Here is a 12,780-nt window from a genome sequence, read left to right on the forward strand (position 1 = left end):
CTATCTCCATTTGATGTCAAGATTTTATTTAAAATATTTTCAAATTAAATCTTGCTGCATCCCGCATCAATCATAGCCTTGGCTATTTTACAAAGTGTTAACAAGGTCAACATTTTGTGGGATGCCTAAGTGGCCTCCCTTGAAGCGAGGGCGCATTATAGAGATAACAGATTCCCATGCAAGGGCTTTTTTAAAATAAATGGTTGAATGCTGCTTTTTTCGGCATTTCGTACAACTAACTGGCAATTTCATGGGTTAGGCCCATGGTTTCTTTGTTAATATGGCTGAATAAACATTTTTGGATAGGAACACATAGTGGCAATTAGACAGTATCGATCAATTTACCCCGAGTTTGGGTCGCGTTGTTATATAGATGAGTCTGCTGTAATAGTGGGTGATGTAAAATGTGCTGAGCACGTAAGTATTTGGCCACTAGTGGCAGCTAGGGGTGATGTCAATCATATAAGAATAGGCGCCAGGACCAATATTCAAGATGGCACTATATTACATGTTACTCGAACCAGTGAGGCTAATCCTCAGGGTTTTCCATTATTAATCGGTGCAGATGTGACTGTGGGTCATAAGTGTATGCTGCATGGCTGCACCTTAGGTGATCGCATATTAGTGGGAATGGGTGCCATTATTATGGACGGCGTAGTAGTAGAAGATGATGTATTTATAGGTGCGGGTACTTTAGTGCCGCCAAATAAAAGATTAAAAAGCGGCTATTTGTATAAAGGAAACCCAGCCCAACAAGCTCGGCCGTTAAAAGATAATGAAATTGCCTTTTTAAAACAATCTGCGACTAACTACTTAGCATTAAAGGATGAGTATTTAGACAACTAAGCTTAGAAACGCTTTATTTCTTCTACGGTGAGCCACAGCTCACCATCTAAACTTTCTTGTTGCGCACTGAGTTTTTGTTCAATGAGTTCTTCAATTTCAAACTGCTTAAATGCATAGAATGACTCTAATTCAGCTTGTTCACCAGTCGCAACATAACAATACACAATCTGCCCACCTACCATAACGTCTATTTGCAGCGCTTTTTTTGCATTTATATATTCGCTGCCATCAAGTACTTGTATTGCTTGATTCATAACTGATGACTTAGCGCTTCTATTACTGGCTCAACACTAGGTCGTTGACCTGTCCACAGATAAAAGCTTTCTGCAGCTTGCCCTACCAACATACCGAGACCATCATAGGTTTTTGTCACTCCAAGCTTTTTACAGTGTTGTAAAAAGATAGTGAGGGAATCGGCATAACTCATATCATATGCCACAGCACAACCTTCATACACAGTATTAGTAACATTAGGTAGGTGTCCTGTAAGACTGGCCGAGGTTGAGTTAATGATAAGGTCAAAATTTTGTTGCATGCTTTCGAGCTTGTCAAAGCCCACACCGATAAAAGCATCACTGTTAATTAAATCTGCTAATTGCTTAGCTTTTTGTTCAGTTCGGTTAGCCAACACCAACAAGTTAGGTTGTTCTGATAAAAGCGGTTGCAATACACTTCGAGCAGCACCGCCTGCTCCAAGCATTAAAATATTGGCACCTTTTAACTTAACACCCAGCCGGTGTAAATCTTGAACTAGACCAGCGCCATCTGTGGTGTCGCCTTTAAACTTGCCATCAGGGGTTTTGATAATGGTATTTACTGCTCCGGCAAAATCAGCACTGGCAGACAAAGAATTTACCCATGTTGCCGCCACCTCTTTAAATGGAGCTGTAACATTGCAACCTGTAGCATTTTGCTCGGCAAAAAATGCACTTAACTGACGAGTAAAGTGTTCGGGCGTGGCAAGGGTTCGCTCATATTCAATGTTCAGACCTAATTGTTGAGCAAACATTTGATGGATAATAGGCGACTTACTTTGAGCAATTGGGTTGCCAAATACGGTAAACTTTTTCACACCAGCCAATCTCGCGCATGTAAATAGTCGCTATATAACTCAGCTTCTTTACTATCTGGCTCTGGTTCAAAACTGTATTCCCACCTAGCCAAGGGAGGCATAGACATTAATATTGACTCAGTTCGGCCGCCAGTTTGCAAACCAAACAAGGTGCCTCTGTCGTAAACTAGATTAAACTCAACATAACGTCCGCGTCTGTATAGCTGAAAATCTCGCTCTTTTTCACCGTAACTGCATTCTTTACGTTTTTCGACAATGGGTACATAAGCTTCTAAAAAGCCATCTCCAACTGCTTGCATAAACTTAAAGCTTTTATCAAAGCCTTCTTGATTTAAATCATCAAAAAATAAGCCGCCTACCCCACGAGTTTCATCTCGATGTTTTAGATAGAAATATTCATCACACCATTTTTTGTATTTGGCATACACCTGCTCTCCAAAGGGGTCACAAAGTTTTTTAGCAACGCTATGCCAGTGCACCACATCTTCATAAAAAGGATAATAAGGTGTAAGGTCGAAACCTCCACCAAACCACCATACTGGCTTTTCGCCTGGTTTTTCAGCAATGAAAAATCGCACATTAGCGTGAGTAGTGGGAATAAAAGGATTATGAGGATGGATAACTAATGATACGCCTACAGCTTGAAAGCTGCGACCTGCTAACTCTGGCCTTGCTGCAGTTGCAGAAGCAGGTAACTCGCCACCGTATACGTGCGAAAAATTAACCCCTCCCTGCTCTATGACTTGACCACCAGTTAACACTCGAGTGCGACCGCCTCCGCCTAACTCTCTTTGCCACTCATCTTCAACAAAGCTGGCTTTGCCATCCACCAGCTCTAATGTTTGGCAAATGGTATCTTGTAACTTTAATAAATAGCTTTTTACAATTTCAATATCGGGCACAGCTGTTGAGTCCATTTAAGTATTGCCTCGAATTATTTGCCCCGTAATACCATGTCGAATAAGGCTAGGATTAGTTTCCCCTCCAAGCTCGCCATGCACCAAAAGCAGGCTTTTATTAAATTGTTGATATAACTGCTCGGAGTTTTTTGCAGGGTTTTCCCCTGATACGTTTGCGCTAGTAGAAACAATAGGCTTTTCGAGTAATTCGCAAAGCTCACAGACTACTGGGTGTTGACTCACTCGCACGGCAATAAATTCACTACCTCCGGTAATCCAATTAGGGGCAGATTTTGCGGCAGGTAATAACCACGTAATAGGGCCTGGCCAACTAGAAAATATTTCTGTGCGCTTATCCATAGGAATTTTTGCATCATTCACATAAGGCAATAATTGTGAGTAGCTTCTGGCAATTAAGATTAAACCTTTTTCTACTGGTCTATTTTTTAATGCTAAGAGCTTAGTGACCGCTTCTTGGTTATCAGGATCGCATCCTAAACCTAGTACCGCTTCTGTGGGGTAAGCAAAAACCTCACCCGCATTGAATTGCTCTACCAAGAGTTGGTTAAAGGTTAATTGTGTCATGTGATTTTTAATACAAAAAAAGAAGTGAAGTGTAATGCATGTTATTAGTCGGTAAAACCCTAGGGATTAATCTAACTTCATTTTATGCTGACATTTACGTACTGGGCATTGCAATATTGGCCCTTTAGCAGAGACTTTTTGCAACATAACCGGCCACTCACATTGTGGGCATACACGGCTAATAGGTGCAAAGTTTAGGGCATAATCACACTTAGGATAATTATCACAAGGATAAAAGTTTTTGCCATATTTGTTGGCTCGTTTAACCAGCTGACCATTTTTGCATTTTGGACATTCTACTGTGGCTTCGGTATTGGCTTTTTGTGATTGAATATAAGTGCATTCTGGAAAGTCACTACAACCAATAAAAAGCCCGTAGCGCCCTTTTTTGATCACCAGTTGTGCCTGACACAAAGGGCAATGAGAGCCCTCTATAACCTTTACCTCAGTATTTTCGTACTCATGTAAAGGTTTAGAATAGTCGCATTCTGGGTATTGGTTACACCCAATAAAAGCGCCAGACTTTCCACGCCTGATACTCAGCTTTCCATGACATTTTGGGCACGGACCAAAGTCTTCTAGGGCATTGTGCTCATGGCTAGAAAATAATGAGTTATCTATTTTAACCATGCTTGATATTGCTCAATTTAACAAAATCAATGAAGCGGCCCTTCGGGCTCTTCAAATAAGAGCTCTTCCATTTGCGCATAAGCATTTTCTTTACCTGGCACATTAAATAGCACCATCAACACTACCCACTTCATGTCTTCTAGGCAGAACTCTTTTGAATCGATTTCCATTACACGGTCAATCACCATTTCCCGAGTAATCGCATCCAATACATTTATTTGCTCTAAAAACATTAAGAACCCTCGGCATTGCACATCAAGACGCATTTCTTCGTCTTGGGTGTAAATTCGAGTAACAAAAGAAGTGGGTCCTTTGGCTAAGTAAGGATTGATGTCTGACTCTTGCAAGGCAGCAAGCTTTTCTAACCAAGATAAAGCTTTGTATATTTCATCGTGATGAAAACCGGCTCTTATTAGCTCATCTGTTAATTCGTCTTGGTCGACTCGAATTTCAGTTTCGCTATGAATAAAGTTTTCAAACAAATACATGAGGATATCGAACATATTATTTTTCCCCCAATTTTATGTAACCACCGTTAACAGTCGCTACTAAACCGCGCAATTCATATTCTAATAATTGTGACATAACCTCTGTTACATCTATGCCGCTGCGCTGCGCCACTATATCTAATGGCGTTACTTCAAAATCTACACTATCTAACAATCTATCGGTTGCCAAGCTTTGAGGCTGGTTTTTTTCTGTTTTAGGTGTTTTTTTTATGTTTGTTAAGATCAAATGTTCAAACTCTTCATTAATATCTGTAATTGTTGTGACCAACTTGGCACCTTGTTGAATTAAATGGTGGCATCCTGCTGATAACGGATTTTGGATACTTCCCGGGATCGCAAATACTTCTCTATTTTGTTCCATGGCATATTTAGCGGTAATTAACGACCCACTTTTAAGTGCTGCCTCTACAATTAAAGTGCCTAAGGTCAAGCCACTAATTATGCGATTGCGCCTTGGAAAAAACTCTGGCCTACTTTTAGTTTGAGGCGCAAATTCTGAAATTATCACTCCGTCGTTGGCCATAATCTCTTGGGCAAGACTGATATGGCGCTTAGGGTACAATTTATCAATAGCTGTACCTAAAACAGCTATAGTGGTTTTTTTTGCCAAGAGTGCACCTTGATGTGAGCATCCATCTATTCCAACTGCCATGCCACTGGTTATGGTCCATCCGCATTCTGCTAATTGACAGGCAAATTGTTTAGCTAAGGCTTTGCCACTTGGCGTAGGTGCTCTGCTTCCAACCATGGCAATTTGAGCCGCATTTAACTTTTGTGGATCGCCATAACCAAAAAGCAAAACTGGGGGGCTGCCTATTTGTTTAAGTAAACTCGGGTAGTAGGCATGATTAAAGGGCAAGATAAATCGCCCTGCTTTGTTATTTAGCCAAGCAAAACAACGTTCATTTAACTGCAGATCGGGTTTAGAAATAGCTTGAATTTGCGCTTGGTTAAAACCTAGTTGTAGTAGGCTAGCTTGAGAGCTGTGCCGCAACATATCTAAATTAATACCATGTTGCAGACTTAATTTTTCTAACTTAGCCACCGAAAAGTTAGGGATTTGGGCTAACAGCAAGGCATTTTCAATGTCTTGCTGCTTAAATGCCTTACTGTTTTTTTCAACATCCTGTTGCATAGCTAAATTCCCTCTTCAATAGGAGGGACAACTATGGTTTAGCGACTATCATCCCTCTTTTAATGACTTTAGCTGATTGTGTAATAAGTGCATAACTTGCTTGGTCAAAGGTTTTAAACACTATTACCTCACCCACCTTCATTGCAGGCTGATTGATTTCGTCACCTCGATTAAATGCACTGCGAACCATATTGGTTTCGCCTTCGTATTTAGGCTGTTGGCCGTCTATGATTCTAGGGCCTGGACTGTAAATTCCTAAAACAGTGCCAGCGGTCACTTGCTCGCTACCCAAATCAAGTATCACCACGTTATATTTACCTAATAGGTCGTGCTGTTCTAAATCACCAATAATAAAGCCTGATTGCTCAGTAGCTGCCTTTAGTTGAATATTTAACGGCTCTGATGAAGTGGCTGGAATAATTTTATCGCCACGCTTTATTTCCAACTTAGCTTCTTCAATTTTTAACAGGTTTTGTTGGCCAGCATCAACATCCACTAAGGTTGCTGAGGCAAGATGTCGAACCTGCAACCCAATAAAGTTGCCTTGCATGTCATAGATTTCGTTTTGTTTTCTAACGATTTGTAGATTTTTCTTAGTGCGTCTATTGGCTTTAGCCAGCACCAAATTGTCCGTTGAAAAGCGTACCGAGCCATTGTGATCACCTAATACATAGGGATAGCGCGCGTAATTTTGCTCAGACATGATCATCTCATTTTCAATGTATGGCTTTATTACCGACCAAGGTAAGGCAGGTATAGCTTGTCTTTGCTTTAACGACTTTTCACCCTCTGGAGACAGTTTTATTTCGGGCTTAACAACTTGCCTAACAAGCTCAATGACGGTTTCACCTTGGGCATTTTTGCTTAAGCGCAACTGATCGCCCGGATAAATAAGATGAGGATTGGTGATATGTACGTTATTACGCCATAACTCTGGCCATAACCAAGGTTTGTCTAGATACATATTTGAGATATCCCAAAGCGTATCCCCCTTTTTCACCACATACACTTGGGGAGCTGAGTCTTTCATTTTAATGCTATCAGCGAAACAAAATGCAGGTAGAAATACCAGTAAGGCCAAAAACCTCATATATTTATTGCTTGTCATTCTTCAGTTACCTTGATGCAGTCACTATTATGTTTTGTTTCCAATTAGGCTAGAATAGCGCAGGTAGAAAGATATTAAATAGTCGATTCTATTTGATCGTATAGTAAATAATACACAGATCAATTCTTATCACTGTAGCCTACAGTTAAGAAATGATTAAATGGTTCCTGAGCCCAAGGCTCATTATAGTTGAATATTAAAATGGCAATATTAGAAGTATTACGCTTTCCAGATGAAAGATTACGCACAGTAGCACAAGAAGTTAAGCAAGTTGACTCTTCAATTAGTAAATTAGTTGAGGATATGTTCGACACTATGAAAGAAGAAAACGGCATTGGTTTGGCCGCCACCCAAGTGAACGTACATAAACAAGTAGTGGTAATGGATGTATCAGAGGAACAAGACTCTCCACTGGTTTTTATTAACCCTAAAATCACCCATAAAGAAGGTAAAACTATTAGTGAAGAAGGCTGTTTATCTGTCCCTAATAACTTTGCTAAAGTCGAACGAGCGGAGAAAATCACAGTATCGGCCTTAAATAAACAAGGCGAAACCTTTACCTTAGATGCAGACGGTTTATTAGCTATTTGTATTCAGCATGAACTTGATCATTTAAAAGGTAAATTGTTTGTTGATTACTTATCCCCTTTAAAACGCCAAAGAATTAAAACTAAGCTTGAGAAAGAAGCTAGACTTGCGGCAAAAGGGTAATCAGTCTTGAATAAACCGTTGAAAATTGTTTTTGCTGGTACGCCAGAATTTGCCGCTTTACACCTTCAAGCCTTAATTCAATCTGAGCATCAGGTGGTTGCAGTTTACAGCCAACCCGATCGCCCAGCAGGAAGAGGCAAAAAATTACAAGCCAGTGCAGTAAAACAATTAGCGTTAGAGCATGATTTAGCTGTTTACCAACCCTCGACATTAAAAACACCTGAAGCGCAAAAGCAATTAGCTGAGCTTAATGCAGATATTATGGTTGTGGTTGCATATGGGTTAATTCTTCCTCTTAGCATACTTAATACTCTTAAGCTGGGCTGCCTTAATGTGCATGGCTCTTTATTGCCCAAGTGGCGAGGTGCTGCGCCCATTCAACGTTCGATTTGGGCAGGAGATAGCCAAACTGGTATTACAATTATGCAAATGGATGAAGGCTTAGATACAGGTGATATGCTGTTAAAACAGTCGCTTAATATTGAGCCTAACGATACCAGTGCTAGCCTTTACCAGAAGTTATCAGAAATTGGCCCCAAGGCATTATTGACGACTTTAGCTAAGTTAGACCAATTAACGCCAGAAAAACAAGATGATGCACAGGCCAGTTACGCTAAAAAGTTATCCAAGGAAGAAGCCCGAATTGATTGGACTTTACCTGCCGAACAATTACTTAGAAATATCCGTGCATTTAACCCCTGGCCAGTGGCTTATTTTGAAATAAATAACACACAAGTAAAGGTATATAGTGCAGAGGTGATTGATCACACAACGCAAAATTTGCCAGCAGGACAAATAATAACTGCAGACAAAACCGGTATTTTAGTCAATACCTCAAGCCAAGCCTTGTTATTAACTAAGGTACAATTACCAGGTAAAAAGCCAATGGCAGTTGCAGACATTTTAAATGGCAGAGCCGACTGGTTTGCCCAAGGTACCCAGTTACAATGAACTTTTCCTTATGACCCAAAAATCAAAGAGTCAGTCGCATAATTTACGTGCCATTGCCGCCAAAGTATTACATCAAATATTAGAAGAAGGCCAATCAGCAAGAGAGTGCCTACCCAAGGCACAAATCCCCCTAAAAGATCAAGATAAAGCTTGGTTACAAGAAATGGTTTATGGGGTATTACGGCATTTGCCAATCTTGCAATTTTGGCTTAGGCAACTACTAGATAAACCGCTGAAAAATCGCTTCAAGGTAATAGAGCATCTGATTATGTTGGGCTTTTACCAATTGAGTTTTAGTCGAGTTAGCCAGCATGCAGCAGTGTCAGAAACCGTTGCCGCTTGCCAAACACTAAATGCCATGAGCATGAAAGGCTTAGTCAATGCTATTTTGCGCACTTTTATTCGTGAAGAACTATCTTTACGAGAGCCGCCCAACGCGCAAATTGCTTCTGGATTACCCAAATGGCTATATAAAACCTTAGAAAAACACTATACCAATGGGCTTGCTGAACTATTAGAGAATATGCAAACCAAAGCCCCTATTTGGCTTAGGGTCAATCAAACTAAATTAAGCTTAGACAACTTCTGCCAAGCTTTGGATCAAGCAGGGATTGAATATAGTCTTTCAAAAACTCATCCCCATGCGGTTATTTTGTCTAAAGGATATGACATAACCAATATTCCAGGGTTTTCAGAAGGCTGGTTTGCGGTACAAGACGGAGCAGCACAATTAGCCGCGCATTATCTACAACCACAAGCTCAAGATAATATTTTAGATTGCTGTTCTGCCCCTGGCGGGAAGACCTGCCATATCATTGAACAACAACCTAATTTAAAACAAATACTCGCGCTTGAAATTGACAAGTCACGGGCTGAAAAAATTAAAGAAAACTTATTACGCTTATCTCACCAAGCTGAAATTGTCATAGGTGATGCCTGTACTCCCAGAAAATGGTGGGACAACACCCAATTTGATCGCATTTTGTTAGATGCTCCTTGTTCTGCAACAGGCATCATTCGTCGTCATCCAGATATTAAATGGTTACGTAAAGCAAAAGATATCCAAGTGTTAGTGGACCTACAAAGTCAAATTTTAGACACCATTTGGGGGCTATTAAAACCTGGCGGTACTATGCTTTATGCTACATGTTCTATTTTGCCAGAAGAAAATCATAAACAAATTAGTGACTTTTTGATGCGCACAGCCGATGCCGAACTCGACCTTAGTTTTGATAATGATGCGCAACACCCAGGCAAACAAATTTTACCGGGAGAGCAACAAATGGATGGCTTCTACTATGCCAGATTGCTAAAGTCTCATGGCTAAGGCATGCTTTTGACTATTAAACAGGCTTAAAGACCAAAAATGAAAATAATAATTCTTGGCGCTGGCCAAGTTGGCGCTACGTTAGCTGAAAATCTTGTGGGTGAGAAAAACGAAATCACCGTTATCGACGCCGATCCAGATACCCTTAGACATCTGCAAGATAGACTAGATTTGCAGGTTGTAGCTGGCATGGGTTCACACCCAGATGTACTTAAAAAAGCCGGTGCAGAAGATGCCGACATGTTGATTGCCGTAACCAATAGTGACGAAAGCAACATGATGGCTTGTCAGGTTGCCTATAGCTTATTTAAGACTCCAACCAAAATCGCAAGGGTTCGCTCAGAACAGTACATTATCTATCAAGAACAGTTATTTAAGCATCAAGATGTGCCTGTTGATCACTTAATCGCTCCAGAGCAATTAGTTACCCGAGCCATCAAACGCTTAATTGATTATCCGGGTGCATTACAGGTTGTAGAGTTTGCTGAAGGTAAAGCCAGCTTAGTAGCTGTAAAGGCTTATTATGGTGGTTTATTAGTAGGCCATGCTTTATCTACATTAAAAGAGCATATTCCTAATGTAGAAACCCGAGTTGCGGCTATTTATCGACGTGGCAAGCCAATTCGCCCACTTGGCACAACTATTATTGAAGCAGACGATGAAGTGTTTTTTATTGCCGCAACAAAACATATACGTGCGGTAATGAGTGAACTGCAAAAACTCGAGTCTAGCTATAAACGAATAATGATTGCTGGTGGAGGTTTGATTGGCGCAGGGTTGGCCAAGCTTTTAGAGCATAATCACAATGTAAAACTCATAGAGTACAGTCCAGAGCGAGCCAAATACCTTTCTGCTCACTTAGATAAAACCATAGTGTTCGCTGGTGATGCATCTGACCATGAATTACTCACCGAAGAAAATGTTGAACAAGTTGATGCTTTTATTGCGGTGACTAACGACGATGAAGCCAACATTATGTCGGCCATGTTAGCCAAACGCTTAGGCGCACAGAAGGCCATGGTATTAATTCAACGTGGTGCTTACGTTGACTTAGTACAAGGTGGCGAAATTGATATCGCATTTTCTCCTCAACAAGCCACTATTTCTGCGTTGCTTACACATGTTAGGCGTGGTGACATAGTCAACGTTTACTCCTTAAGACGTGGAGCGGCAGAAGCAATTGAGGCCATAGCCCATGGTGATGAACATACTTCTAAAGTAGTGGGACGTGAAATACGTAATATTAAATTACCACCAGGCACAACAATAGGCGCTGTGGTAAGGCGTGACGAAGTCATTATTGCCCACAGCGACACTGTAATCGAAGCCAATGACCATGTGATTCTGTTTTTAGTTGATAAGAAATTTATCAGTAACGTGGAAAAACTCTTCCAGCCTAGTGCGTTTTTCTTTGGTTAACTTAATTTTTATTTTTACCCAAGCTTAAACTTGTTAATAAAGCCAAACACTATTAAGAGTTTGGCTTTTTTATATTAGAGCTAAATTAATTTCGCCAAAAGGTGGGAGAGAATAACACTAACAAAGAAAAGATCTCTAAACGGCCAAACAACATAGCTAGGATTAACATCCATTTACCGCCATCGGTAACATCAGCATAAGTAGCCGAAACCTCACCTAGACCTGGGCCAAGATTATTTAAAGTAGCTGCGGTGGCACTAAATGCTGTTACATCATCCATGCCTGTGGCTATTAACCCCACCATAATAATCACAAAAACCATGGCATAAGCAGAAAAGAATCCCCACACTGCTTCTACAACCTTGTCTGGCAGTGCTCTATCAGCTAGTTTCACTGAATACACGGCTTTAGGGTGAATTAATCTGTCTACTTCACGTTTACCTTGTAAATACAGCAACAGCACCCGAATCACTTTTAAACCACCGCCAGTTGACCCAGCACAGCCACCTATAAAACTTGCGAAAATTAGCATAATAGGCAGAAAAATTGGCCAACTCGAAAAATCGGCCGTTGTAAAACCTGCTGTTGTACTAATAGAAACTGACTGAATAAGCGCCTGATCAAAAGCAATACTGGCATCGTCGTACCAACTAAATTGCATTAATACTGCAAAACAAATAACGACTAAGCTGGTTTGAATAATAAAAAATGCTTTTAACTCAGGATCAAAATAATAACCTTTTAAGGTTCTGCCACTGGCCGCTGCGTAATGTAAGGCAAAATTCAACGCCGCTATCCATAAAAACACCACACACACTAAATTCACACCAACACTGTCAAAGTGCCCCAAGCTAGCGTCGTAATTACTAAAGCCTCCTATGGCAATAGTTGAAAAGGCATGACATATGGCATCAAACCAATCCATGCCAACTAACCAAAATGCCACTGCGCAAGCTGTGGTTAAAGACAAATAGATATACCAAAGGTGTTTAGCTGTATCTGCTATTCGTGGCGTCATTTTAGAATCTTTAACTGGACCCGGTGTTTCAGCTCGATACAACTGCATGCCCCCTACCCCTAAAATAGGCAGAATGGCCACAGCTAAAACAATGATCCCCATACCACCTAACCATTGTAATTGCTGGCGATAGAACTGTATGGCTTTAGGTAAGTAGTCGATACCTTCAATGACTGTGGCACCTGTAGTGGTTAAGCCAGAAAAAGACTCAAAAAATGCGTCTGTGGTCGACATTTGTGGTTGTTCTAAAAATAGAAAAGGCAAAGCCCCAAAGCTGGCCAGTACTGTCCAAAACAGCACCACTATTAAAAACCCTTCTTTGGCTCTTAAGTCGTAACGAAAATTTCTATTGGGATACCAAATGAATAAGCCTGTCACTAAACACAACAAAAATGCCATTAAAAAAGGCAAACCACTGCCGTCTTGGTAAATAACCGAAACAACGGCTGGTGGGATCATTGTGACACTAAAAAGTGCAACCAATAACCCTAATATACGAATGATGGTGCGGTATTGCATAGCCTACCTTTGGCCTATTATAAAAAAGCACACAAGGATGTTGTGTTGCTA

The 12,780-nt window shown here is 40.6% G+C and carries 14 protein-coding genes; 5 read left to right on the forward strand and 9 right to left on the reverse strand.

Translation table 11 applies throughout. The features are described 5' to 3' along the window. The first annotated feature begins 315 nt into the window (after positions 1-315). A complete protein-coding gene (locus ACVCDT_RS10185; protein ID WP_447132670.1) occupies positions 316-846 on the forward strand; it encodes a gamma carbonic anhydrase family protein in 531 nt (176 codons plus the stop codon). A gap of 2 nt (positions 847-848) precedes the next feature. Here the strand turns inward: ACVCDT_RS10185 and ACVCDT_RS10190 are convergent, their stop codons facing one another. The 8 genes from ACVCDT_RS10190 to ACVCDT_RS10225 form a co-directional block, all read right to left on the reverse strand. Beyond that, positions 849-1,100 (reverse strand): hypothetical protein, encoded by a 252-nt coding sequence (locus tag ACVCDT_RS10190; protein WP_447132671.1) that lies wholly within the window; start codon positions 1,098-1,100, stop codon positions 849-851. Continuing rightward, a complete protein-coding gene (aroE, locus tag ACVCDT_RS10195) occupies positions 1,097-1,918 on the reverse strand; it encodes a shikimate dehydrogenase (RefSeq protein ID WP_447132672.1) in 822 nt (273 codons plus the stop codon). The genes ACVCDT_RS10190 and aroE overlap by 4 nt, the downstream gene beginning before the upstream one ends. Then, positions 1,915-2,835, reverse strand: a complete 921-nt coding sequence (gene hemF / locus ACVCDT_RS10200; RefSeq protein ID WP_447132673.1) for an oxygen-dependent coproporphyrinogen oxidase — start codon at positions 2,833-2,835, stop codon at positions 1,915-1,917. The genes aroE and hemF overlap by 4 nt, the downstream gene beginning before the upstream one ends. Continuing rightward, positions 2,836-3,402 carry an L-threonylcarbamoyladenylate synthase type 1 TsaC gene (gene tsaC / locus ACVCDT_RS10205; RefSeq protein WP_447132674.1) on the reverse strand — a complete coding sequence of 189 codons (567 nt, stop codon included), beginning with the start codon at positions 3,400-3,402 and terminating at the stop codon, positions 2,836-2,838. A gap of 66 nt (positions 3,403-3,468) precedes the next feature. After that, positions 3,469-4,032, reverse strand: coding sequence for a DNA topoisomerase family protein (locus ACVCDT_RS10210; RefSeq protein ID WP_447132675.1), 564 nt, complete (start codon positions 4,030-4,032; stop codon positions 3,469-3,471). A gap of 26 nt (positions 4,033-4,058) precedes the next feature. Next, complete coding sequence (locus ACVCDT_RS10215) at positions 4,059-4,535, reverse strand: DUF494 family protein (RefSeq protein WP_447132676.1); 477 nt, start codon at positions 4,533-4,535, stop codon at positions 4,059-4,061. Between the two features lies 1 nt (position 4,536). Next, positions 4,537-5,676: a DNA-processing protein DprA gene (dprA, locus tag ACVCDT_RS10220; protein ID WP_447132677.1), complete on the reverse strand. Its 1,140-nt coding sequence runs from the start codon at positions 5,674-5,676 to the stop codon at positions 4,537-4,539. A 31-nt stretch (positions 5,677-5,707) separates the two neighbouring features. Continuing rightward, positions 5,708-6,706 carry a LysM peptidoglycan-binding domain-containing protein gene (locus tag ACVCDT_RS10225; RefSeq protein WP_447132678.1) on the reverse strand — a complete coding sequence of 333 codons (999 nt, stop codon included), beginning with the start codon at positions 6,704-6,706 and terminating at the stop codon, positions 5,708-5,710. A 279-nt stretch (positions 6,707-6,985) separates the two neighbouring features. On the opposite strand from ACVCDT_RS10225, the gene def reads away from it, so the two are divergent. The 4 genes from def to trkA are packed head-to-tail and all read left to right on the forward strand — an operon-like array spanning position 6,986 to position 11,192. Then, complete coding sequence (gene def / locus ACVCDT_RS10230; protein WP_447132938.1) at positions 6,986-7,495, forward strand: peptide deformylase; 510 nt, start codon at positions 6,986-6,988, stop codon at positions 7,493-7,495. A gap of 6 nt (positions 7,496-7,501) precedes the next feature. Then, on the forward strand, positions 7,502-8,446 hold the full coding sequence (fmt, locus tag ACVCDT_RS10235; protein ID WP_447132679.1) for a methionyl-tRNA formyltransferase: 945 nt from the start codon (positions 7,502-7,504) through the stop codon (positions 8,444-8,446). A gap of 10 nt (positions 8,447-8,456) precedes the next feature. Continuing rightward, entirely contained in the window at positions 8,457-9,773 is a 1,317-nt protein-coding gene (gene rsmB, locus ACVCDT_RS10240; RefSeq protein ID WP_447132680.1) for a 16S rRNA (cytosine(967)-C(5))-methyltransferase RsmB, read from the forward strand. A 39-nt stretch (positions 9,774-9,812) separates the two neighbouring features. Further along, positions 9,813-11,192: a Trk system potassium transporter TrkA gene (gene trkA / locus ACVCDT_RS10245; protein WP_447132681.1), complete on the forward strand. Its 1,380-nt coding sequence runs from the start codon at positions 9,813-9,815 to the stop codon at positions 11,190-11,192. Positions 11,193-11,277: 85 nt separating this feature from the next. Here trkA and ACVCDT_RS10250 read toward each other — a convergent pair whose 3' ends face one another. Continuing rightward, positions 11,278-12,729 (reverse strand): TrkH family potassium uptake protein, encoded by a 1,452-nt coding sequence (locus ACVCDT_RS10250; RefSeq protein WP_447132682.1) that lies wholly within the window; start codon positions 12,727-12,729, stop codon positions 11,278-11,280. Positions 12,730-12,780 lie beyond the last annotated feature (51 nt).

The sequence above is a fragment of the Paraglaciecola aestuariivivens genome, assembly GCF_052983255.1.

Bases quoted from the DNA above. Each gene is read 5' to 3' on its own strand.
- ACVCDT_RS10190 (WP_447132671.1), bottom strand. From the start codon at position 1,100: ATGAATCAAGCAATACAAGTACTTGATGGCAGCGAATATATAAATGCA.
- hemF (WP_447132673.1), bottom strand. From the start codon at position 2,835: ATGGACTCAACAGCTGTGCCCGATATTGAAATTGTAAAAAGCTATTTA.
- tsaC (WP_447132674.1), bottom strand. From the start codon at position 3,402: ATGACACAATTAACCTTTAACCAACTCTTGGTAGAGCAATTCAATGCG.
- ACVCDT_RS10210 (WP_447132675.1), bottom strand. From the start codon at position 4,032: ATGGTTAAAATAGATAACTCATTATTTTCTAGCCATGAGCACAATGCC.
- ACVCDT_RS10215 (WP_447132676.1), bottom strand. From the start codon at position 4,535: ATGTTCGATATCCTCATGTATTTGTTTGAAAACTTTATTCATAGCGAA.
- dprA (WP_447132677.1), bottom strand. From the start codon at position 5,676: ATGCAACAGGATGTTGAAAAAAACAGTAAGGCATTTAAGCAGCAAGAC.
- ACVCDT_RS10225 (WP_447132678.1), bottom strand. From the start codon at position 6,706: ATGAAAGACTCAGCTCCCCAAGTGTATGTGGTGAAAAAGGGGGATACG.
- def (WP_447132938.1), top strand. From the start codon at position 6,986: ATGGCAATATTAGAAGTATTACGCTTTCCAGATGAAAGATTACGCACA.
- rsmB (WP_447132680.1), top strand. From the start codon at position 8,457: ATGACCCAAAAATCAAAGAGTCAGTCGCATAATTTACGTGCCATTGCC.
- trkA (WP_447132681.1), top strand. From the start codon at position 9,813: ATGAAAATAATAATTCTTGGCGCTGGCCAAGTTGGCGCTACGTTAGCT.
- ACVCDT_RS10250 (WP_447132682.1), bottom strand. From the start codon at position 12,729: ATGCAATACCGCACCATCATTCGTATATTAGGGTTATTGGTTGCACTT.